At 60.4% G+C, this 23,250-nt stretch carries 18 protein-coding genes; 7 read left to right on the plus strand and 11 right to left on the minus strand.

Going from position 1 to position 23,250, the window contains the following annotated elements:
- Positions 1–24: 24 nt before the first annotated feature.
- Genes ACPYOJ_RS00415 through ACPYOJ_RS00430 form a run of 4 tightly spaced genes read right to left on the minus strand, consistent with a single transcriptional unit; the run spans position 25 to position 4,579 of the window.
- Entirely contained in the window at positions 25–516 is a 492-nt protein-coding gene (locus ACPYOJ_RS00415) for a (2Fe-2S)-binding protein (protein ID WP_168829954.1), read from the minus strand.
- Positions 517–535: 19 nt separating this feature from the next.
- Positions 536–1,171: an SRPBCC family protein gene (locus tag ACPYOJ_RS00420; protein ID WP_481414465.1), complete on the minus strand. Its 636-nt coding sequence runs from the start codon at positions 1,169–1,171 to the stop codon at positions 536–538.
- A 30-nt stretch (positions 1,172–1,201) separates the two neighbouring features.
- Positions 1,202–2,137, minus strand: coding sequence for an ABC transporter substrate-binding protein (locus ACPYOJ_RS00425; protein WP_481414466.1), 936 nt, complete (start codon positions 2,135–2,137; stop codon positions 1,202–1,204).
- 18 nt (positions 2,138–2,155) lie between these two features.
- Positions 2,156–4,579 carry a xanthine dehydrogenase family protein molybdopterin-binding subunit gene (locus ACPYOJ_RS00430; protein WP_481414467.1) on the minus strand — a complete coding sequence of 808 codons (2,424 nt, stop codon included), beginning with the start codon at positions 4,577–4,579 and terminating at the stop codon, positions 2,156–2,158.
- Positions 4,580–4,809: 230 nt separating this feature from the next.
- Here ACPYOJ_RS00430 and ACPYOJ_RS00435 point away from each other — a divergent pair, with 230 nt between their 5' ends.
- From ACPYOJ_RS00435 to ACPYOJ_RS00445, 3 genes are all read left to right on the plus strand, one after another.
- On the plus strand, positions 4,810–6,444 hold the full coding sequence (locus ACPYOJ_RS00435) for a UbiD family decarboxylase (protein WP_481414468.1): 1,635 nt from the start codon (positions 4,810–4,812) through the stop codon (positions 6,442–6,444).
- 173 nt (positions 6,445–6,617) lie between these two features.
- Positions 6,618–7,316, plus strand: coding sequence for a GntR family transcriptional regulator (locus tag ACPYOJ_RS00440; protein WP_481414469.1), 699 nt, complete (start codon positions 6,618–6,620; stop codon positions 7,314–7,316).
- A 17-nt stretch (positions 7,317–7,333) separates the two neighbouring features.
- A complete protein-coding gene (locus ACPYOJ_RS00445; protein ID WP_168829948.1) occupies positions 7,334–7,912 on the plus strand; it encodes a UbiX family flavin prenyltransferase in 579 nt (192 codons plus the stop codon).
- Here the strand turns inward: ACPYOJ_RS00445 and ACPYOJ_RS00450 are convergent.
- The 4 genes from ACPYOJ_RS00450 to ACPYOJ_RS00465 form a co-directional block, all read right to left on the minus strand.
- Complete coding sequence (locus ACPYOJ_RS00450) at positions 7,909–8,406, minus strand: TIGR02444 family protein (RefSeq protein WP_481414470.1); 498 nt, start codon at positions 8,404–8,406, stop codon at positions 7,909–7,911. The two genes, ACPYOJ_RS00445 and ACPYOJ_RS00450, sit on opposite strands and share 4 nt — an antisense overlap.
- A gap of 72 nt (positions 8,407–8,478) precedes the next feature.
- Positions 8,479–9,312, minus strand: coding sequence for an ABC transporter permease (locus tag ACPYOJ_RS00455; protein WP_168829946.1), 834 nt, complete (start codon positions 9,310–9,312; stop codon positions 8,479–8,481).
- An 11-nt stretch (positions 9,313–9,323) separates the two neighbouring features.
- On the minus strand, positions 9,324–10,100 hold the full coding sequence (locus ACPYOJ_RS00460; protein WP_168829945.1) for an ABC transporter ATP-binding protein: 777 nt from the start codon (positions 10,098–10,100) through the stop codon (positions 9,324–9,326).
- 27 nt (positions 10,101–10,127) lie between these two features.
- Positions 10,128–11,120, minus strand: a complete 993-nt coding sequence (locus ACPYOJ_RS00465) for an ABC transporter substrate-binding protein (protein ID WP_481414471.1) — start codon at positions 11,118–11,120, stop codon at positions 10,128–10,130.
- 187 nt (positions 11,121–11,307) lie between these two features.
- On the opposite strand from ACPYOJ_RS00465, the gene ACPYOJ_RS00470 reads away from it, so the two are divergent.
- From ACPYOJ_RS00470 to ACPYOJ_RS00485, 4 genes are all read left to right on the plus strand, one after another.
- A complete protein-coding gene (locus tag ACPYOJ_RS00470) occupies positions 11,308–12,054 on the plus strand; it encodes an isochorismatase family protein (protein ID WP_481414472.1) in 747 nt (248 codons plus the stop codon).
- Positions 12,055–12,127: 73 nt separating this feature from the next.
- Complete coding sequence (locus ACPYOJ_RS00475; protein ID WP_481414473.1) at positions 12,128–12,943, plus strand: alpha/beta fold hydrolase; 816 nt, start codon at positions 12,128–12,130, stop codon at positions 12,941–12,943.
- Between the two features lie 79 nt (positions 12,944–13,022).
- Positions 13,023–14,006, plus strand: coding sequence for an XdhC family protein (locus ACPYOJ_RS00480; protein ID WP_481414474.1), 984 nt, complete (start codon positions 13,023–13,025; stop codon positions 14,004–14,006).
- Positions 14,007–14,142: 136 nt separating this feature from the next.
- Entirely contained in the window at positions 14,143–14,409 is a 267-nt protein-coding gene (locus ACPYOJ_RS00485) for a DUF2277 domain-containing protein (protein WP_168829940.1), read from the plus strand.
- Positions 14,410–14,419: 10 nt separating this feature from the next.
- Here ACPYOJ_RS00485 and glgB read toward each other — a convergent pair whose 3' ends face one another.
- Genes glgB through ACPYOJ_RS00500 form a run of 3 tightly spaced genes read right to left on the minus strand, consistent with a single transcriptional unit; the run spans position 14,420 to position 23,201 of the window.
- Entirely contained in the window at positions 14,420–16,627 is a 2,208-nt protein-coding gene (gene glgB / locus ACPYOJ_RS00490) for a 1,4-alpha-glucan branching protein GlgB (protein ID WP_481414475.1), read from the minus strand.
- Positions 16,624–19,923, minus strand: a complete 3,300-nt coding sequence (gene treS / locus ACPYOJ_RS00495) for a maltose alpha-D-glucosyltransferase (protein WP_481414627.1) — start codon at positions 19,921–19,923, stop codon at positions 16,624–16,626. Before treS ends, glgB begins: the two co-directional genes overlap by 4 nt.
- 23 nt (positions 19,924–19,946) lie before the next feature.
- Positions 19,947–23,201 carry an alpha-1,4-glucan--maltose-1-phosphate maltosyltransferase gene (locus ACPYOJ_RS00500; RefSeq protein WP_481414476.1) on the minus strand — a complete coding sequence of 1,085 codons (3,255 nt, stop codon included), beginning with the start codon at positions 23,199–23,201 and terminating at the stop codon, positions 19,947–19,949.
- Positions 23,202–23,250: the final 49 nt, after the last annotated feature.

A 23,250-nucleotide genomic window follows, 5' to 3' on the forward strand; every position in this document is an offset into this window, starting at 1 on the left:
ACATGGAGCGCTCCGTCCTTTGGCTTACTCAGCGGCTATGGCGTGCTCATCACGATATTTTTCGGCAGCCTGCAGGACGGCTTCGACGATGTTGTGATAGCCGGTGCAGCGGCAAAGATTGCCTTCGAGTTCGTGACGGATGGTATGTTCATCAAGAACACCGGCGTGACGGTCGATCATATTGACCGACGCCATGATCATGCCCGGCGTACAGAAACCACACTGGAGGCCGTGACATTCATGAAATGCAGTTTGGACGTCGTGCAGCTTGTCACCTTTCGCAAGGCCTTCCACCGTCGTCAGTGAGCTGCCATCGGCAGCGGCAGCGAGGATGGTGCAGGACTTTACCGCGCGACCATCGAGAATGACGGTGCAGGCGCCGCACTGCGTCGTATCGCAACCTACGTGCGTCCCGGTCAGTCCGAGATGGTCGCGAATGAGGTGAACGAGCAGCGTGCGGTCTTCCACGGTCTTGGTCTGCTCGGTGCCGTTGACGGTCAGGGTAACGGTGGACATGATCTTCTACCTTATTCTTTTAGCGGAGAACGGCCGCTGCGATCACCACCACGGCAACCGCGGCAGCGACGATGATCCATAGTTTCGCCGGGTTCATGGCAGGCGATGCGGCAGCGGATGCCGGACGCGGAGACGGTGCTGCCGTAACTGACGCCACTGAAGGCGCAACCGGCGGCACGGGTGCCGGATCCGACGCGGTGCTTGCGGTTGCTCGCGGCTCGGAGATACGGTCGGCGAGGCTCTTGAAGAACTCATCGGCGAGTTTCTTTGCCGTCGAGTCGATCAGCCGCGCGCCGAGCTGTGCAAGCTTGCCGCCGACCTGGGCATTCGCCACATAGGTCAGGATCGTCTCATTGCCGTCTTCGGCAAGGTTCACATCGGCGCCGCCTTTTGCGAAGCCCGCGACGCCGCCCTTTCCTTCGCCTGAGATCGTGTAGCTTGCCGGCGCCTCGATGTTGCTAAGCTTTACCGCGCCTTCAAACGTCGCCTTGATCGGACCGATCTTCGTCGTCACCCGCGCGATGAAGCCCTCCGCCGGACTGCCCTGCAGGCTTTCGCAGCCCGGGAGGCACGCCTTCAACACCTCCGGATCGTTGATCATCTTCCACACGTTTTCGCGAGAAGCCTTGATCCTGTATTCGCCCTTCAAATCCATCAGAAACCTCCCGGTGAATGCATCGGCCGCTCAGCGGTTGCTGGTCACGGTGTTGTAGTAGGCGAGGTCCAGATACTTGGACGGGTCTGTCAGCGTCGTCCCGCCCTTTCCGAAGCGTGAACGCAGCTCCAGAACCCGCGTCATGCCATCCGCCAGGATCTTGGCATCCGGAGTCAGCCCAGAACGCGGCGAGAGCACGCTCGTCATGACCGATTGCAAGGCCGCCGGTTGAATCTCCGGCATCTTTTCCTGGAGGATACGTTCGGCCTGCGAGCGGTTCAGCGGGTCGAGCGTCCAGGCCAGACCCTTGAGGTACGCGCGGATGAAAGCCTTCACCGTCTCCGGGTTCTGCTCTGCCCAAGGGCGACGTGCGGCGACGGCACCACCCTGGTAGCTGTCGAAAATCTCCGTCGAAAGGCCAAGTACGTTGAAGCCGGACTTCCGCGCAATGCTGGTAAAAGGCTCGATGGTCAAGGTCGCGGCATGCTCGCCTGACTTCACGGACTGCCACCGCTGCGGTGTTGCGCCAACGGGAACGTAGGTGACATCGTCAGGCTTCAAACCACCCCGCGCAAACATCTCATAGAGCACGAAGGCAAAGCCGGTCGACAGCGCATCGAGCGCGATGCTGCGTCCCTTGAGATCCGAATAAGTCGTCACATCCGGAGCGGCAACGATGGCAAGCTCCAGCTGCGTCGCCCCCATGATCGTCACATAGTTGGGATTGACCGCAGCGCCTGCCGGCCCCTGCCCTTCTCCATAGGCGACGATGTTGTCGAATGCCGTGAAGATGATGTCAAACTCGCCAGCGGCAGTCCTTTCGGCCTGAGCAATGGAATTCGGCGTCAGCGTCAGCTCGATCGAAAGACCCTCCGCTTCAAAGAAGCCGTTTTCGCTTGCCGCGAAAACCGGGAGATTGGGAGCGCCGGGGAAAGCAATGACGCGAACCGTTTGCTTATGGGTCATGGACGAAGTTCTCCTGAGTTATCGTGCACCGGCCTGATGAATGGCCTTCCAGACGGTGAAGGGCGTGAGCGGCATCGGCAATTGCGTGACGCCGTAGTCTTTCAGCGCATCGATGACGGCGTTGGTTACGGTAACGAGTGCCGGCGTCGTGCCGCCTTCGCCGCCCGCTTTGACGCCGAGCGGATTTGTTGGCGAGATCACTTCGGCGATCTCGCAGTTGAAAGACGGCAGGTTGTCGAAGCGCGGCATGCCGTAGTCCATCAACGAGCCGGCAAGCGGCTGACCCGTCGTCTCGTCGATGGCGCATAGTTCCCACATGGCCTGGCCGACACCCTGCGCAATACCGCCATGGGTTTGCCCGTGAACGATGAGCGGATTGATGCAGCGCCCCACATCGTCAATGGTCGAATAGGCGGTGATCTGCACGTGCCCTGTCTCGGGATCAACCTCGACCTCGCAGATTGCAGCCCCATTCGGGAACACGGGCGTGTGCATTTCATTGTCACGCGCAACCCGCAGGGGTCCGTCGGCCTCGCGGGTGCGGAGCGAGAGCTCGAAAATATCGATCGCTTCATTGCTGCCCCGCAGCTTGAAGTAACCACTCTCGAAGTCGATCGAGTCAACATCTACGCCATACAGGGAGGCAGTGCGGCGGCGTCCTTCGGCCAGAAGATCGGCAGACGCCATCGCCATCACCGTACCGGCGTGACGCATCGAGCGTCCCGAATGCGAGCCGCCGCCGACACTCACGATGTCGGTATCTCCCAGGACGATCCAGACCTTTTCGACCGGCACCTGGAGCATGTCGGCCACAACCTGGGCAAAGCTGGTTTCATGCCCCTGCCCGCTCGGCTGCGTTCCGATCACAACTTCGATTGTTCCGTCGTCCTTGACCTCGATCTCGGCGCGTTCCTTGGGCGAACCAATCGAGGACTCGACGTAGTTGGCAAATCCGCGGCCTAGCAATTTGCCACGCGTCGCCGCATCCTGCTGACGCTTCTCGAAGCCGTTCCAATCGGCAAGCTCGAGAGCCCTATTCATGTTCTTTTCGTATTCGCCGCTGTCGTAGATGGAGCCCACCGCATTGGTGTAGGGCATCTGCTCCGGCTGAACCAGATTCCTGCGGCGCAGCTCGAGCGGATCGAAACCGAGCTCGCGAGCCGCGATTTCCACGAGACGCTCGATAGCGTAAGTGACTTCCGGGCGCCCGGAACTACGATACGCCTGCGTGCACATCGTATTGGTGAAGACTGCGCGCGCGCGCAGCGCTGCAACTGGTATGTCGTAGGAGCCGGTAATCAGGCCCGAGCCTTTGCTGAGCGGCGAAAGCGAGACGCAGCGCATACCAACATTGCTAAGGTTATCGGCCCGCAGCGCCAGGAATTTTCCTTCCTTGCTCAAAGCAAGCTCGACTTTGGTCACCAGATCGCGGCCCTGATAGTCGGTCAGGAACGCTTCCGAACGTGTTGCCGTGAACTTGACGGGCCGACCGACCTTCTTCGAGGCCCACAGAACGAGGCCGAACTCGACGTAGGCACGGTTGCGGGCGCCGAAGTTGCCGCCGACATCAAAGGACAGCACCCGGAGATTCTTGGGTTCGATGCCTAGAACCTTGGCAAGCTCCCCCTTCTGACGCACTGCTCCGCCGCTTCCGGCATAAAGGGTATAGCGACCCGTCTCGGCGTCGAAGTTGGCAACCGCGGCGCGCGGCTCGATCGTCACCGCGGTCACACGGTCGATATGGAAATCAGCGCGGATCACGTGATCTGCCTTGGCGAAGGCAGCATCGGTTCCGGCCCAGTCACCGAATTTCGACTCGATGAAGACATTGTTCGGGACTTCATCCCAGACAGCCGGAGCTCCCGGTTCAGCAGCCGCAGCCGTGTTTGTCACGTGCGGCAGTTCCTCATAATCGACAAGGACCTTTTCGGCGGCGTCGGCTGCTTGCGCCGCGGTTTCGGCCACCACCATGGCAACGGCCTCGCCGACATGACGCGCCCGGTCAGCCGGCAGTAGGTAATGCGGTCCGATAAACGGTTTGCCGCCATCTGGCGCCGTCAACTTCATATCGAATTTTGTGGACGGCACGGGGCTGTGAGGGAGCGGCTCAAGCTTGTCGTCGAGAACATCCTGCCCCGTCAGCACGGCAAGAACACCAGGACTGGACAGCGCTTCGCTCGGATCAATCGACCTGATACGCGCATGAGGATACGGTGACCGCACCATCGCCGCATAGGTCTGGCCCGGAAAGTTGAAGTCGTCGGAGAACCGGCCCTTGCCGGTGATCAGGCGTCCATCTTCCTTGCGCGGAATGGGCTTGCCCACATGCCGGAAGAAAGCTTCTTCGACAAGCTTCATTTCAGGCGAGAGAGCGGGGTAACTGATCATTTCCCGCGCGGATTGCTCCGGCGTTTCAACGCGTTTTTGAGTTGGGTTGGCCATTCAGAACTCTCATCCTCCGCGACTTGCGGCACGCCGTTGCTATCAGGCAGTACGCTGTTGCTTCTCGTCATAATGTATGACAGTATGGCGATGTTAATGCAATCGAAAAAGACGGGCGTTTTTAAACATCTTGTTTCGCGATCCGGCCTATGTGCGATTGTGAATGATCGAAAATCAGCGGGAGGCGGCCTCTCTTCGGCCGCGGAAACGCATTTGGGAGCACCATTTTTATGAGGATAAAAGAGCAGAATGCTCCGCAGGATCTCCAGGAGCACCTCGCCCGGCTTGAGGCGAATGGATTGTTGACCAAAATCCAGGTGCCGATCGACAAGGATGCGGAGCTTCATCCGCTTGCGCGCTGGCAATTCCAGGGGGGCCTGCCTGACGATCAGCGCCGCGGTTTTCTGTTTACCGATGTTCACGGAGCAAAAGGCGAGAAATACGACATCCCCGTAGCTGTCGGCGTGCTTGCGGCTTCGCCCGCCATCTACGCCGCCGGCCTTGGCGTCGAGGAGGATGAGATCGGCGATGTATGGGTTCGCGCCATGGAGAACCCGATCGACCCAGTGATGGTCAATGAGGCGCCATGCCAAGAAGTCGTCATCACCGGCGATGCATTGAAGGCTGAAGGCGGTGGCCTTGGCAGCTTGCCTGTTCCGGTTTCCACGCCGGGCTTCGACAGTGCCCCCTATTTCACGGCAACGCTCTGCGTAACCCGCGATCCCGAGAACGGCATTCGCAACATGGGAACCTACCGCGCCGCACTTAAGGCTGAAGATCGCCTTGGCGTACGCATGGCAAGCCGCCTCAGCGGCGCCGGCGGATACCAGCATTGGCTCAAATACCAGAAGCGCGGTGAGCCGATGCCCTGCGCGATCGTGATCGGCTGCGCCCCGGCGGTTCTTTTCACCGGCCCACAGAAATTGCCGATCGATCAGGACGAACTTGGCGTCGCAGGCGGATTGACCGGCAAGCCCATCAGGATCGTCAAATGCAAAACGATTGACCTTGAAGTGCCGGCCGATGCCGAGATTGTCATCGAAGGACTGGTCGATACCGAACTGCTGGAACCGGAAGGCCCGTTCGGGGAAAGCCATGGACACGTAGCCCTTGAAGACTTCAACATGTCGATGCGCGTCACGGCAATCACCCGCAAGCGCAAGCCGGTGCTTGTATCGATCGTCAGCCAGGTCACACCGAGCGAGTCGAGCGTACTCAAGCGCGTTGCCTACGAGCCTCTCTTCTACAACCATCTAAAGAAGGTCCTGAACGTCAAGGGAATCAAGCGCGTCGTCATGCACGAACCGCTGACCAATATCCGGAAGGTCATCTTCCTGGAATTCGACCGCTCGGCTCCGCAATCGGAAATCTGGCGTGGCCTCCAGGGTGCCGCGAACCTGCAGGCTCAGTGCGGAAAGATCGTCATCGCAGTTTCTGATGACATCGATGCGCGCAATGCCGACGCCGTATTCTGGTCACTCGCTTATCGCGCCAACATGATCGATGATGTGCATGTCAGTCCCTATCGTTCGGGCGGGCATGGTCCAAAATCGGGCTCGAAACGCGCCGAAGGCACCCTCTTGATCGACGCGACGCTCAAGGCGCCGATGCCGCCGCTTGCCCTGCCGGCAGAGCCCTACATGACACGTGCGCGAAAGATCTGGGAAGATCTGCAGCTCCCGCGTCTTTCGCCGCAGCCGCCATGGCATGGCTATTCGCTTGGCGACTGGAGCGATCTCTGGACCGGGTTTGCTGATTCGGCAGTCACGGGGGACTGGCGGGCGACCGGCGAGAATACGTTTTCACGCCGCCGGCCCGGCATCAAACCGGAAACTCCCGTTCGCGACATAGAGAAAAAGGACTGAGCTGCCACCGCGCAAATAGACCCCCGACGCCGGCACGATTCCGGCGCCGGGGGGCATCCACAGGCTCCCTTGACGAGGACTCGCTAATGCGCGCAATAAAGATCTTTGAACGATGTCTGTCTGTGTGACAGTCATGTAATGTGGCACTATGAAGAGGCCTTAGCGGGGAAATCATGAATAATCGGGAAATCGAGCTCTTTGCACCCCTCAAGCAGGAGTCCGCACCCCTGCGTAACAAGATCATCCAGTCTTTGCGGCGGGCGATCGAAACCGGCCATCTGGAGCCCGGTGCCCGCCTGGTCGAGAAAGATCTTTGCCAGCAACTGAATGTCAGCCGCACGTCTCTTCGCGAAGCGCTGCGCCAGCTGCAAGCCGAAGGAATATTGACCGAACTCAACAATCGCGGGCTCGCGGTCGTCACGGTTACGGCGGAAGATGCCGGAAATATCTACCGCATCCGCGGCGTATTGGAGCCTTTGATCATCGAGCAATTCATTGAAAACGCGCCTGACGCCGAGGTGGCGGCCCTCACACGCCACAGCAAGCGGCTGAAGGAGGCTTACAAGACTGGAACCGCCGAAGAGATCGTTGCCGCGAAGCGCGACTTCTACGATCTCATATGCTCCGGGGCTCGCAATCCGATCGCTTTCGACCTGCTGAAAAAGCTGACTCTTCTGACGTCCCCACTTCGCCGCCTGTCCGTCGTGCGTCCGGAGCGGCGGCTTCAGAGTATCAAGGAAATCGAGCAGATCGTCGACGCAATCGGCAAGCGCGACAAGCAGGCTGCCCATGTGGCCGCCGAAACCCATGTCGCGAATTCGGCGCGCTCGGCTCTCCACCGGAATGAACCTACAGAACTCATCCAAGCTTAAAGAAAGTTCCAGATCGCATGCGACGCCTCATCATAGCAATAACCGGAGCCTCTGGCATCATCTATGGCGTGCGCGCCCTGCAGCTCCTGAAGGACGTTGCCGATGTGGAGACGCATGCGATCATCTCGCCGTCTGCTTTGCGGACGGCTGCTGATGAAATCGACATGCCGGCGGAGGAAATCCGGGGCCTCGCGGACAAGCTCTACAACTACCGGGACATCGGCGCCGCCGTGTCCTCGGGTTCCTTCCGCACTGCAGGCATGCTCGTGGCGCCCTGCTCCATCAAGACGCTCAGCGGAATTGCCAACTGCTATAACGACGAGCTGATCGTGCGGGCCGCCGATGTCTGCCTCAAGGAGCGCCGCCGGGTCGTGCTGCTGTTGCGGGAGACACCGCTGCATGCCGGTCATATTGCATTGATGGACCAGGCGACACGCAACGGTGCGATCATCATGCCGCCTGTTCCAGCCTTCTACAGCAAACCGCAGACGATCGATGACATCGTGACCCAGACAGTCGGTCGCGCACTCGATCTATTCGATATCCACCTTCCCCTCGTCAAACGGTGGAAGGAAGAAACGGACGTTTCCAACTAGGAGCCGTCAGCTGCGGCAATCCTTTGGACTAGGGCCGATGCCCGCTCGCCGATAACTCCATCGCCATGGTGAGCCACGATGGCGATCATGTTGGCCGCCGCGGTCCCTCCAGCGGCTGCAGCCAAATGGCGCCCCTGGCTCTCCAAGAGCGCAAGTTCGATACGTTCGGCTGAGAGCTCCGCGCTCTTGATGGCATTGCGCAGCGCATCGGTCGTCTCGTTAGGAGCCGGCGACGGCCCTTCCTTCAACCGCCTCCTTATGACGCGCAGCGGCGAGACGATCTCTCTTTGCCATCCGCCGATGGCCCCGATGATTTCGGCGATATCCGATGCCGAAAGCGCGATCCCTCGATCTCCGAGCCACGCAGCATAGAGAAGCAGCGGCACGTCGACGTCATCTTCATCCTGCAGCGCAAGACAAGCTTCAGCGACGCCCGGCCTGCCATAGAGGCTGACGGCAAAATCCCACAAAGCCTGCTCGCGCGCCGTATTCATCCAAAAGATCTCCCAATGAAGATCGCCGGAGGCAGAACCCCCGGCGACAAGATGAGCCTTGAAAGCCGAATATCAGGGAGCGTCCTGCCCGGCGATTTCACTTTGCCAGGGTGCAACGTATCGCTCGAGCAAGCCTACCAGCTCCGACAGCACGACCGCAATCACCATGATCAGAACGATCGGCACGAACATCTCAGCCGTCCGGAAGCCGTTGGCCGAGGTGATGATGATGCCGCCAAGACCGGAGATGGCCGTCTGGAATTCGGCGATTACGATACCGATGACGGCCTTGCCGATCCCGAGCCGCAGGCCCGCCATGATATAAGGGATCGTTGCCGGCAGAATGATGCCTCGCATGATCTGCGCCTGAGGAGCACAGAAGGCCGTCCCGACCTCGATCAGCGTCTTTGGCACGGCTTTCACACCGAACCACGTATTCAGGCAGATAGGGAAGAAGGAAAGTAGAAAGACGATAACGGCCTTGACCATGAAGCCAAGACCGAACCAGAGGATCATCAGCGGCACGAGAGCAATCAGCGGCGTCGCATAGCCAGCGGTCACATAGATGCCGAAGCCGGCTTCCAGAACGCGGTACCGGCCAAGCAGCAATCCGACAGGAATACCGATCACGGCGGCCGCGAGGTAGCCTGCGACGAACGGCTTGCTGCTATCGAAGAGTGCGGTAAGAAGCCGGCCGTCGGCGGTCATCTCCTTCGCGGCAACCAGGATAGCGCTCGGATAGGTGCCAAGAAGCGGGTTTGCGCTGCGGCCGAAGTATTCCCAAATAGCCAAGGCGATAATCACGGAAATCGTCGTGATCATCCAGTTCGGCATCGTCCAACGGCTGCTTACGCCTTCGGCCTGTTTCGAGGAAAACACCCTGTCCGTCTGCGTGGTTGTAGACATGATCTTACTCCTCAAGCTGCCTTGCGTTCGTGATCGTGGAGTGCTTCCCAGATCATCGTGCGCTTCTTCGAATATTCTGCTGATGTGCGTACGGCGCGCATGTCCTGACGGTCGCGGCCGATCTCGATCGGGACGATCTCGCCGATCGTTCCCTTCTGCATCACGATGACGCGGTCCGCCAGCATGACGGCCTCATCGAGATCATGCGTGACGATGATAATCGTCTTTCCGGTTTTGCCGTGGATCGACAAAAGCTCTCCATGCAGCGTCTCGCGCGTCTGGGAATCCAGCGCCCCAAACGGCTCGTCCATGAGGAGGACCTCCGGGTCGATCGCAAGCGCGCGGGCAATACCGGCGCGCTGTTTCATACCACCGGAGAGTTGGTGCGGCCTGAGCTTTGCCGCGTGATTGAGACCAACAAGGTCGAGATAGTGGCTGGATTTCTTCGAGAGTTCCGGCTCCTTGACGCCTTTCATCTCGAGACCGTAACCGACATTGCTGAGCGTGTTCCTCCAAGGAAGGAGCTCTGCATGCTGAAAGACCATGCCTCGATCATGACCACAGCCCGCGACCGGGCGCCCGGCCACGCGAACCTGACCGGCCGTGGATGTCTCGAGGCCCATGATGATGCGCAGACAGGTCGTCTTGCCGCAACCGCTGGGGCCAATCAGTGCAATCACCTCGCCTTTCTCGACATCGAACGAAACACCATCCAACGCGCGTGCGAACTGGACACCCGATCGTGTGCCAAAAGACTTGACGATATTCTGCACCTCAAGATGAGCCATGCAGAGTCCTCCTCGAATTGAACAAGCTTATTTCTTCTGAACTGCCGCCAAGGCTTCCTGGCGAACACTTTCGTCAACGAATTTGCTGACATCGGCCTTCTGCTTCAGCGCACCAAGGCGAACCATCTGGTCGTCAGTCCACTGCAGATTTTCCATGGGAATCGCGAGATCGGTGGCGACGGCCTTATATTTGATCGCCTCATCATAGATGAACTCGGCCGTCTTGTCGTCGTCCGGCAGGTGCGCGACCTTGCGCGCTAGGGCGATCATGGCGTCCTTGTTGTTGACGGCATAGGTCAGCCCTTCCATTTCGGCGGCCAGGAAATTCACCATGTCGGCACGGCGCTCGGCAATCTTGGCGCCCGTCGTCATGATGCAGACCTTGACGAATTTCGGCGTCACTTCCGCACCGGCAAGGAGCGGCTTTACCTTGAGTGTATCGGCGCTGACGGCGAACTCGCTCGAGCTTGCGGCAGCGGCAACGACGCCGGAGCTGATGGCGCGCACGCGATCGGCGCTGCCTCCAGCATTGGCGTAGGTCACGTCGGTAACGCCGGCCGCTTCCAGAGCGAGCTGACCGAAGAGCGCAGGCAGCGAACCCGGTGCCGAAACGCCGATCGACTTGCCCTTGAGGTCGGCCGCCGAATTGACATCTTGCGCGGCGAAGACCGTGTAGGTCATTCCCGGCCAGTTGCAGCCGATGATCTTGATGTCGGCATTCTGATGCATGGCCGCGAAAGCAACGACCGGGCTTGCTTCGAAGCTGTCGAGCTCGCCTGCAATCAGCGCCTTCAGCGCCGTCGGACCGCCGGTGAATTCCACCATGTCGATGTTGAGATTATGCTTCTGGCCGAAGCCACCTTCGGCTGCCTGGAACAGGAACCCGGAATCGCCCTTTGCTTCGACGATACCGTGCTTCCAAGCCTCCTGAGCTTGCGCCGGCGTCATGGCAAACACTGCCGCCAAGCTTCCTGCGATCGCCCACAACCGGCTACGCACTGTCATTTTCGAAACCATCATTGACCTCCTCCCGAAAGGTATTGACTGAGTTTACCCCCTTGGGGGCGAGACCACATATGCAAGACTGTCGAATGTAATCTTGTCATAGTGTATGTTTGCCATACAATCATAACTGTGCCATAAGTCAAGTCGTTAAGCGGCCTGCATCGGACGGCGCTGTATTTGCTGGTTATTTGGGAGCGAGTTTATGACTGAGAGAATCTGGGATAAGTTCTTGACCGAGCGGGATAAACGCGTGTTTGAGCTCGCAGGGTACGGCGCCAGGCAGGGCTTCGGAAAACGTCCGGCATTGCTGGTGATTGACGTGAATTATGCGTTCTGCGGCGATCGCCGCGAGCCTGTTTTGGAGTCGATCAAGAAATGGCGGCAGTCCGGTGGCGAAGCCGCTTGGGATGCCCTGCCGATCATCCGCAGGCTCATCGACACCGCGCACGAGCGCGAGATGCCTGTTATCTATACGACCGGCGTCCGGCGCGACGACAATTGGGATGCGGGAGCCTGGGCGTGGAAAAACTCCCGTAGCGGAGAAAAACCCACAGGGACGAACCAGGACGGAAACGAGATCATGCCGCAGATTGCCCCGAGCGCGCGGGACATCGTCATCTACAAGCAGAAGCCAAGCGGCTTCCACGGCACCAACCTTGCTGGCTATCTGACGCAGCTCGGTTGCGACAGCGTCATCGTCACCGGCACCGCCACGAGCGGCTGCGTGCGTGCGACGGTCGTCGATGCCTTCAGCCACAATTACCGCGTCACGATGGTCGAGGACGCCTGTTTCGAACGATCCGAAGCAAGCCACGCGATAGCGCTCTGCGACCTCAATGCCAAGTATGCCGACGTCATAGAAAGCCCGGAAGTTCTTGCCTTCATGGAAAGCCTGCCGCGCGGAATGTTCAGCCTTCCCAAGGGGTCGGCGCAGAAGGCCGCCGGCTGATCATCAAAACCGCCGCTGCCGGCGACCCGGCCGGCAGCGGCATCGACGTGCTACGACGATAAAGGAACCCCACGTGGAAACCCGTAAAACAGAGTCCGATTTCGCAACAGCCCGGGACGGCACCCGCCTCTCCTACCGCCTGGTCCCTGGCGACGGCGCCGCCCGGTTTGTCCTTGTCCACTCGCTTGCCATGGACAAGAGCTTCTGGAACAGCACCGTCGAAGCGCTGAAGGGCGCCGGAGATGTGTTGATTTTCGATTGCCGCGGGCATGGCCAATCCGGAAAGCCGCAAGGCCCCTATCGCGTCGAGCAATTTGCCGACGATATCGCCGACTTGATGGACCATATCGGCTGGCCCGCCGCGATCGTGGCCGGAGCTTCCATGGGCGGTTGCGTCTCGCTGGCCTTTGCAAGCCATCACCCTGAGCGAACGCAGGGTCTCGGACTTTTCGACACGACGGCCTGGTACGGAGAAAATGCACCAGCCGCCTGGGCTGAGCGCGCCGCAAAGGCAAAGAACGAGGGCCTCTCGGCGCTGGTGGGCTTCCAGAAGACGCGCTGGTTCGGCGACGCATTCCGGGAAGCGAACCCCGCTATCCTCGACCAGGCTGTCGGCATCTTCCTCGCCAACGAACTGCCGGCCTATGCGGCGACCTGCGAAATGCTCGGCGCCGCAGATCTGCGCGCGTTTCTACATAAATTCGCTTTCCCCTGCGAGATCCGCGTCGGCTCCGAAGACTACGCCACGCCGCCTGAGATGGCGCAATATCTGGCGGATAACATCAAGGGTTCACACCTGGAGGTGATGGAAGGGGTGCGGCACTTCTCGCCGCTTGAAGTGCCGTCCGAGATTGCCGCTGCTCTGCTGAAGCTCCGCTCGGCTGCATGACGATACCCAGCAGGCAGCCGGAGCAACCGGCTGCCTCGGTCAAATCCCTGGCTCGACGCCGGAAGCAGGAGTTCCGTGGATGAAAGACCCTCATGGTGAATGGGAAGCTTTCGAGGACTACGTTCTCGATTTCGCGATCGAGACGCTGAAGCGCCGCGAGAAGCTGGCTCTCGTCACGCTGGTCAAGATCGAGGGATCGTCACCGCGTTTTTTAGGCGCTCAGATGGCGATATCCGAAACAGGAAACTGGGTCGGATATCTTTCCGGCGGCTGTATCGAGAGAGCTGTCGTCGGCGAGGCGCTTGAAGCCATTGCCGCCGGTGAGAGCCGGTTGGTACGTTACGGCCGCGGCTCGAAGTATTTCGATATCCAGCTTCCCTGCGGCAGTGCGATCGAGCTTTTCTTCGACGTCGATGCCGATCTGAATACCCTTGAGGAGATCGACCAGCGCCTGAAACATCGACAGGTCGCCGAGTTGGTGATCGACGAAGGCAACCGCTTCGGAGCTCATATGCTTCGCGTTTACCGGCCGCGCAAACGGCTGGTTATCGCGGGCGTCGGACCGGCGACGGTTCAACTCGCCCGGATGGCACAGATCGCCGGTTTCGAGGTGCTTGCCTGGTCCTACGACGAGCCGACGCTTCAGCGCCTGTCTTCGTTCAATGTAGCGACGACCCACCTGACAAGCCCCAACCGCACGCCGCCATTCGAAGCCGACGCGCGCACGGCAATCGTCTTTATGTTCCACGACCACGATTGGGATCTGGCGCTGCTCCCGTCGGCATTGGCGACGGATGCCTTCTACATCGGAGCAATGGGAAGCCGGCCGACCCATCGCCTGCGTCTGCAGCGGCTTGAGGAACAGGGGTTCGATCGCGCAAGCCTGAACCGCATCAACGGCCCGGCAGGGCTATTTGCCGGCAGCAAGAGCGCCGGCGACATCGCGCTTTCGATCCTCGCCGAACTGGTTCACGTCGATCAAACACGGGTTAAGACACGCATCGCGGAAAACGACAGGGAGCCATCGCAGACCTCCTTGGCCCACGTATTCGGCTCGGCATAGGGACCGCGAGCGCCGGCCCACTTTGGTCGCACCTCCTTGGCGACAACGCAAAGCATTGGCAGGTCCGCGAGCTATAAAATAAACTCGGCACACCATATAATTTATCTTTGTCATGCAAGATGACCGGGAGCCAATCATGTGCCGAAACATAAGACCCCTGTTCAATTTCGATCCACCGGCGACAGACCAGGAAATCAAGGACGCCGCGCTTCAGTTCGTGCGCAAGCTGAGCGGAACGACCAAACCGTCGAAACGGAATGAAGTGGCTTTCAGTCACGCGGTCAGTTCGATCGCGGCGGCGGCCCAGGAATTGCTCGATTCGCTGGAAACAGCGCAACCCCCGCGCAACCGCGAGGAAGAAGCGGCAAAAGCACGCGCTAGAATGGCGGTCAGGTTCAGCTGACTCGACTAGCCTACTCCTTCCATCGCAGGAAAACCGTCGCAAGCGGCGGGACTGTCAGAAGGATCGAGAACTCCTTGCCATGCGCCGGCCGGCGTTCTGCCCATACCTCGATCTGCCCGAGATCGGCCCCTCCATAGACCGCGGCATCGGTATTAAGCATCACATCCCAGCGGCCCTCCGCCGGCACGCCAACGCGATAACCGTTCCGCGGCACCGGCGTCAGATTGGACATGATCAGGACATGCGAGGAGCGGTCTTGCGCACTGCGAAGCATGCCGTAGATGGAATTTTCCGCATCATCCGCCAACGCCCATTCGAACCCGGCCGGATTCAGGTCACCGAACTGGAATGCCGGCTCTCGTGTGTAAAGATTGTTCAGGTCGCGGATCAGGCGCTGCACACCCGCGTTGCCGGGCTGGTCGAGTAGGTCCCAATGAATGGAGCCGTCATGGCTCCATTCGGCATCCTGTGCAATCTCACCACCCATGAAGAGCAGTTTCTTGCCGGGATGCCCCCACATGAAGCCGTAGTAGGCACGCAGGTTGGCGAGCTTCTGCCAGTGGTCGCCGGGCATCTTGCCGAAGAGCGAGCCTTTGCCGTGCACCACCTCGTCATGGGAGAGTGGCAGAATGAAGCGCTCGGAATAGGCATAGATCATGCCGAAGGTCATCGCCGAGTGGTGGTATTTGCGATAAACGGGGTCGTCCTGCATGTAGTGCAGCGTGTCGTGCATCCATCCCATGTTCCACTTGAAGTCGAAACCAAGGCCGCCCTCGTCGAGCCGCTTCGAGACGCCGGGCCAGGCGGTCGACTCTTCCGCGACTGTGAAGGCATGGGGGCAGCGGTGATGGATGATACTGTTGAGGTGCTTCAGGAATTCGACTGCCTCGAGGTTCTCGCGGCCACCGTATTGGTTGGGGATCCATTCGCCCTCGTTGCGGCTGTAGTCGCGGTAGAGCATGGAGGCGACCGCGTCCACGCGTATCCCATCCACATGGAAATGCTCCAGCCACTCCAATGCGCTGGCAATCAGGAAGCCTTTCACTTCGTTGCGGCCGAGATTGTAGATCAGCGTGTTCCAGTCCTTGTGAAATCCCTCCCGCGGGTCTTCGTGCTCATAAAGTGCGGTCCCGTCGAAGCGGGCGAGGCCCCAGCCATCGGTGGGGAAATGGGCCGGCACCCAATCGAGGATCACGCCGATACCGGCGGCATGGCAGCGATCCACGAAATAGGCGAAATCCTCTGGCGTGCCGTGGCGACCGGTCGGCGCGAAAAGGCCAAGCGGCTGATAGCCCCAGGAGCCACCGAACGGATGTTCCATGATCGGCAGGAGTTCGATGTGCGTGAAACCGAGATCTCGGGCATACGGGACCAGCCTCTGGCTGAGTTCGACCCAATCGAGCGGCCGGTTTTCCTCCTCAGTGATCCTGAGCCAAGATCCGAGATGCACTTCGTAGATCGAGATGGCACCTTCGAGAGCTTGGTCCGCTCGGTGCGCGCGCATCCAATCCTCATCGCTCCAGCGGAAGGGTTTCGAGGAGGCGACGATCGAGCCCGTCGAGGGTGCGGCTTCGCTGGCACGGGCAACCGGATCGGCCTTCTGCGGCAGGAGATTGCCGTGAGCGTCGACCAGCTCGAACTTATAGCGCTCGCCATGCGTGAGGCGGGGAATGAAAAGCTCCCAGACGCCCGCCTGCGGCCTGAGCCGCATCGGATGCCGCCGCCCATCCCAGGAATTGAAGTCGCCGATAACGGACACGCGCCGCGCATTCGGGGCCCATACGGAAAAGCGGACGCCTTGAATGCCATCGACCTCCGTCGGAATGGCACCGAGCGTGCGGCCGAGGTCGTAATGGGTACCTTGAGCGATGAGATGCAGATCAAGGTCGCCGAGCAGCAGGCCGAAAGCGTAAGGGTCTTCCGTCTCCTGCACGGCATCGGGCCAGTTGATGTGAAAGAGGTAGCTGGTCGGGCTGCCGATCGCGCCGGCAAAGAGCCCGCCCGGATGAATCGTCTCCAGCCGCGTCAGCACGCGGTTGGTGCCGACCTCCACCACGTCCACGGAGATCGCGCCAGGCAACAGCGCTCTTATGACGGTAAGGTCGCCATATTGATGAAGTCCGAGAATTGAGAAGGGATCGCCCTGGCGGCCTTCGATGAGATCTTGAAGAGCCTCCTGGGCGGTGCCGATCATCAGGTCTGCGCGCTCGTGTCTCATGCGACGTTCTCCAGGAGTCTCGATGCGATGGCCGACAAGCCCGCAACTGGCAGGGCTAGCCAATTGGGACGGTTATGGGCCTCATAAGCGATCTCGTAAGCCGCCTTCTCCAGCAGGAACAGGTCCAGGATGCGACCGCCAGATTCCGCCGGGATGCTGAGTTCTCTTGCGCTGTCGATTGCGTCGAAATAGGCCTGAAGAAATGCAGGTTCCGCCATTTCGATGAAGCGGGCCACGAGCGCCATATTCCTCTCATTGTCCACTTGGGTTACCAAGTCCCGGTCAACATCTGCCGACGCTGCCAGATAGCTGAGCGATCTCAGTAGTCCTGCGACATCCCGCAGCGGATTGCTCTTGGCGCGACGTTCGGCGAGATCTCGGGCAGGCTCGCCCTCGAAATCGATGATGTAGGCATCACCTTCCGAGACCAGGATCTGGCCCAGATGGAAGTCGCCGTGATTGCGGGTCATGAAGGTGCCAGCCGCGGCCTTGGCCAGGTAGCCAGCCGCCTTCAAAAGGTCCTCGCGTCCATCGATGAGCTGCCCGATCTGTTGAGCGACGGCCGGAGCGAGGCTGTCGCGGGTCTCCTCCAGAATGGCGAGGCTGGCCTTGACCTGCTCTTTGACGGCGTTTGCCAGCGCTAGGGCATCCGCGTTGGACATCCTGACGGGTTTGAAATTCTCGTCCTCGGTCGGCTGCGCCAGCGCCACATGCAATTCGCCGAGCCGTTTGCCGGCCGTCGCGGCAAAATCGACGATTGGCTTGAAGTGCTCGTCCGCTGCCTCCTCGTCGATCCCGGTTACCAGCACCTCATCGATCGAGCGACGGAGATTGCCGAGCATCCAGTCCCAGGCATCGCCCTGGTTACGGATCGCACCCTGCACAATCATGCAGGTGTAGCGACTGCCATCCGGCGCAATGCGCGCGACTTCGCCGAGCAACTGCGCCGTATTCTTGTACCCGACCTTCGTGAGATGGCGGGTCATCTCCACTTCCGGATGGGTGCCCGGCAAGATGTGGCGGATGAGCTTGACCATCGCCATGTCGCCGATGATCAGGGAGCTGTTGGATTGCTCTGCCGAGAGCCACCGCACCGGCATGTCCTCGTTGACGTTCATGCCGTCGAGCTGATCCGTCCCGAGAAATTCCAGCCTGCCGGCGCGGCCGGAGATGACTGCACGTTCGCTGAGCCCGCGGACGACGCCGCGTGCCAAGCCCTCCAGTGCAAAGCCGTCGGTCAGAAATCCCACCCGGCGGCTTTGGCGGAGGCGGGCAAGAGCAAGCTGTTGCACGAGGGCGGTCGGCTGGGTGTCGTCCCACGATACCGCAAGCGGCAGCAGATAGGTGTCCGTACGCTCGTCGAGCTCGACCTCCAGTTCTCCCAACAGGAGGTTGCCGGCAAAGGGAAGCGGCGTCGCGGCAACAAGGGAGGCACGCCTCAACGCCTGGCCCTTGCTGCCGAACCAGCGCCGCTTGGCGAGATAGCCCGGCAGAACCTCGCTCGACAGCGTCCGGGAAAGCCGTGGCTCATCGACCAGTTCCTGCAGATTGCGACGCATCACTACGGTCACCATGTCCTGCAACTGCTCGGGAGGCTCGGTGCGCCAGGCAGGGCCGTCCGCCTCCTGCGCGAGCTGGAACCAGAAGAATCCGTATGGCGGCAGTGTAAGCAGGTAGGTGAGCTGACCGATCGGCGGGAACGGAGACATGCCCGTCAGCTCGATCGGTACGCGGCCCTCGAACTGTGCGAGATCGAGTTCGACGGCCTGCGGCAGGCGGGAGAGGTTGGCGACGCAAAGGATCGTCTCGTTATCGTATTCACGCAAGTACGCGAGAATCTTGCGGTTGCCCGGTGTGAGGAACCTCAAGGGGCCTCGCCCGAAAGCCATATGCCTGTTGCGCAAGGCCAGCATGCGGCGGGTCCAGTTCAGCAGCGAGTGCGCGTCCGCTGCTTGCGCCTCGACGTTCACGGCCTCGTAGCCATAAAGAGCGTCCATGATCGGCGGCAGCACCAGCCGGGCCGGGTCGGCTCTAGAAAAGCCGGCGTTGCGGTCCGGAGACCACTGCATCGGCGTGCGGACGCCATCGCGGTCACCCAAATAGATATTGTCGCCCATTCCGATCTCGTCGCCATAGTAGATCACCGGGGTACCCGGCATCGAGAGCAACAGGGCGTTCATCAGCTCGACGCGGCGGCGGTCGCGCTCCATCAGCGGCGCAAGACGGCGCCGAATGCCGAGATTGATGCGGGCGCGGCGGTCGGCGGCATAAATGTTCCAGAGGTAGTCGCGCTCTTCGTCGGTCACCATTTCAAGCGTCAGCTCGTCGTGATTGCGAAGAAAGATCGCCCATTGGCAATTCTCGGGGATTTCTGGCGTCTGCCGCATGATGTCGGTGATGGGAAAGCGGTCTTCCTTGGCGATCGCCATATACATCCGCGGCATCAGCGGGAAGTGGAATGCCATATGGCACTCGTCGCCGTCGCCGAAGTATTCGCGCGTGTCCTCCGGCCACTGATTGGCCTCGGCAAGGAGCATCTTGCCTGGATGCGTGGCATCGAGCGCCGACCGGATCTTCTTCAGGATCTCATGTGTCTCCGGCAGATTCTCGTTGATCGTGCCTTCTCTCTCGACCAGATAGGGAATCGCGTCGAGGCGGAAGCCGTCGATACCGGTTTCCAGCCACAGCCGCATCACGCCCAAGAGTTCCTCCAAGACCAGCGGATTATCAAAATTGAGGTCCGGTTGGTGGGAATAGAAGCGGTGCCAATAGTAGGCGCCCGCCACGGCATCCCACGTCCAGTTGGACTTTTCCGTATCGAGAAAGATGATGCGGGTTTCCGGGAATTTCTGATCCGTATCCGACCAGACGTAGAAATCCCGCTCCGGCGAGCCGGGTGGCGCTAAGCGGGCACGCTGGAACCACGGATGCTGGTCGGACGTGTGATTGATGACGAGCTCGATGACCACCCGCAGGCCGCGTTGGTGCGCAGCTTCGACAAAGGCCGTGAACTCCTCCATCGTGCCATAGTCCGGGCTGACGCTGGTGTAATCGGCGATATCATATCCGTCGTCCCGACGCGGCGAAGGGAAGAAGGGCAACACCCAGATCGTATTGGCGCCGAGCGCGGCGATGTGGTCGAGCTTCTCGTGCAAGCCCTTGAAGTCCCCGATGCCGTCCCCATTGGCATCGAAGAAGGATTTGATGTGAAGTTGGTAGATGACCGCGTCCTTGTACCACAAGGGATCGGGCTCCTGCGCGGATGTCTGAGCCAGCGCGCCGGGACTTAGGGTCATCGTATCCATGTCGTTCTCCTCCCTTATCTCACGCGCCAGATCGCAAACGGCAGGCCGGCATGCGGATCGAGCCGAATGCGCTGGATCTTACCGGTCAGGGTGAATTTCCGGCCGCTGATCAGGTCCTCGAGGTCAAGCGCGCCGTGGTCTGGGAGGTTCCATGACCAGAGCGGGATTTCCACGTCCGCTTCCTGCGCATTGTACGGATCGAGGTTGACGGCGATCAGCAGAGCGTTCTCACGGCTCGTGGTTGCCCTCTCATAGAACATGATGTTGTCGTTCCAGGCCGTGAGAAGCTGGAGGCCAAGGTGCGAATGCAGCGCCGGGTTCTCCCTTCGGATCCGGTTGAGCATGGCAATCTCGGATTTGATGTTGCCTGGCCTGTCGTAGTCCCAGGCGCGAATCTCGTATTTTTCCGAGTCGGCATATTCCTTGCGTTTGGCGTCGGGCCGGCCCTCGCAAAGCTCAAACCCATTGTAGACGCCCCAGAGTCCCGAGAGTGTGGCGGCAAGCGCAGCACGGATCAGATAGGCCGGGCGCGGCGCGTTCTGCAGGAAATCGGGGTTGATGTCGTGCGTGTTGACGAAAAAGTGAGGCCGGAAGAATTCCTTCGGTTCTTCCGTGGTGATCTCGCGCATGTACTGCTCGAGCTCCCACTTCGCGTTGCGCCATGTGAAATAGGTGTAGGACTGTGAAAAGCCGATCTTGGCGAGGCGGTACATCACCTTCGGCTTCGTGAAGGCCTCCGACAGGAAGACGACCTCCGGATGCCGCGTGCGGATATCGGCGATCAGCCATTCCCAGAAGGGGAAGGGTTTGGTGTGCGGATTGTCGACGCGGAAGAGTTTTACGCCGTTGTCGACCCATTTCTGCACGACATCGCGCAGCTCGGTCCATAATGAAGGAACTGCGTTGCTGGCATAGAAATCGACGTTGACGATATCCTCGTATTTCTTCGGCGGGTTTTCCGCATAGCGGATCGTGCCATCCGGCCGCCAGTCGAACCAGCCCGGATGCTGTTTCAGCCACGGGTGGTCTGGCGAACACTGGATCGCCAGGTCGAGCGCAATTTCCAAGCCGGCTTCCGCGGCCGCATCCACCAGGCGCCGGAAGTCTTCGAACGCGCCGAGTTCGGGATGGATCGCCTCGTGCCCGCCTGCTTCGGAGCCGATCCCATAGGGGCTGCCGGGATCTCCCGGCGCGGCCTTGAGGCTGTTGTTCTTGCCCTTGCGATTCGTCTTGCCGATCGGGTGGATGGGCGTGAAATAGAGCACGTCGAAGCCCATGGCGCGGATTGCTGGCAGGCGCTCGATGACATCGTCAAACGTGCCGTGGCGGTTGGGATCACCGCTCTGGGAGCGTGGAAAAATCTCGTACCAGCTCGCAAATGCGGCGGCCGTACGTTCCGCATCGAGCGGAATGGCCTGCGAGCGAACCCGATGGGGCCGGCGGTCGGCCTCTGCCAACAGTTCGGCAGTCTCGGCGGCAAGCAGGATTTCGATGCGCTGGGAATCTTGCACTTCGGTCAGCTCGTCGAAAAGGCTCTGCAGCCGTTTTTTGATCCGACCGGACGAATTGTCGAGCGCGTCGAGCACGTGGTTGATGCCCTCCTGGATTTCCAGGCGGAGATCGAGCCGTGCCTCGTGCTTCTTGGTGAATTCGTAGCGGAAGATAGCGAAGGGATTGCGCCAGCCTTCGACTATGAATTCGTGCCGCCCCACGCGCTTCGGAGTGAATTCCGCGTGCCAGCGATCGTTTTCGATCAACTGCATGCGGACCTCGTTCCACTTCGTCTCGTCGGCCGGTCGCCAAAGCAGGGCCGCCGACAGCGGGTCATGGCCATCGCCGAAAATATCTGCCTCGACCTTCACCGTCTCGCCGACGATGCGTTTGACGACGAAACGCCCCTCATCCACCGCCGGCGTGATTTTTTCGATAGCCAGCCGCGCAGAGGCCGCGGCCTCGTCGACGCTCGGGACCCGGACCGCATCAATGACCGGAATTGACGATGTTCCTTCGAATATCCGCAGCTCGCCCGGCTTCAGTTTGAGCTCAGCGGTAAAGGTCTCATCCTCCGCGTCGAGAGCCTTTAGCGGCAGAAAGGCGGAGGCGGCTTCGCGGACGGCGTTAAACGGCGCTTGCGCGACGCGCCTGAGATCGCGATTGAGGACGACGATGCGCGCCTTCTGGGACGTGCGGATGTCCTCCAGCTCGGTCTGCATCAGGGCGACCGTCGGCGTCTGGCTGGCGAAGACCAACCTCAGCGGCTGCCGGGCGAAGCCGGCGGTAGTCTTGTTCGTTCCCCGGCTTACAGTACGGATGTCTCCTGAGAGATCGAACGAGCCGATGTCACGAAGTCCCGCCAAGCCGCTTCCGTCGCCATGCAACGGGTCGAGCGGCGTTTCCACTCCGTATTCGAAGCCCATGGGGATCATCAGCCCACTGGCAAACGTGGACGCAAGTTTCAGCGCCCGGACTGCCTTGCGCTGCAGAACTTCGCAACTGTCCGTGCCGTTGGCGATGCGCCTGCCGAACGGCGCTTCCGGGAAGGTGATCTGGTAGCCGATCTGCCGCTGGATCTGGTATTCGTCCATGATCCAGCGGTCCTCAAGGTTCCACCATGCAAACGAGGAGAAGCTGCCGTCGAAGCCGGTATCCGCAAGGGCCTTGCGGTCTTCGAAGGCGCTGCCTGGCGTCCAGGCGAGAAAGGTCGTTTCCGGAGCCGACTGCCGGGTCGAGGCGATAAGTTCGCGCCACGCCTCCGGCGCCAGGCGCCCGATCCCAAGGCAGCGGAAGCCGGCGATGCCGAGACCCGTAAGCCAAATCATGCGGGTGCGCCAATCCTCGATGTGCTTGGCCTCGCCCATGAAATCGATGCGGCGACTGAGATTTTCCTGTGGTGCCACGCGCGGATCGGCAGTCATCGGTTCCGCCGTTTCATCATCGAGGGCAATCCGGTCGACGACAAGGTCGAGCATCAATCGGACGCCGTTCTCTCGAGCCGCCTGAACCAGCGCCTTCAGCCCGTCGCCGACGGATTCACCTAGGCCGAGTTCAGGATCAAGCCGGTCGAAATTCCTGGTGACGAAGACGCTGGCATGATGGCCGCGTTCGAAAAGGGGAGCCGTGAGCACAGTGTCCAGACCAAGGTCCTTGGCATGCGCGAACACCTCTCTCCAGGCTTCCAGCCCCTTCAGCATGAGGGGATGCACGTAATAAATCTGCGGTGGCAGTCGAGAGAGAGATATTCGGGAAGCGAACTGGGGGCGCGTGTCCATGAGCAATGCCTCGCCACAGCGTTTTGCGTTGTAACGGAAGGTCGCCGGA

This window comes from Rhizobium sp. SVR5-9E, assembly GCF_056755095.1.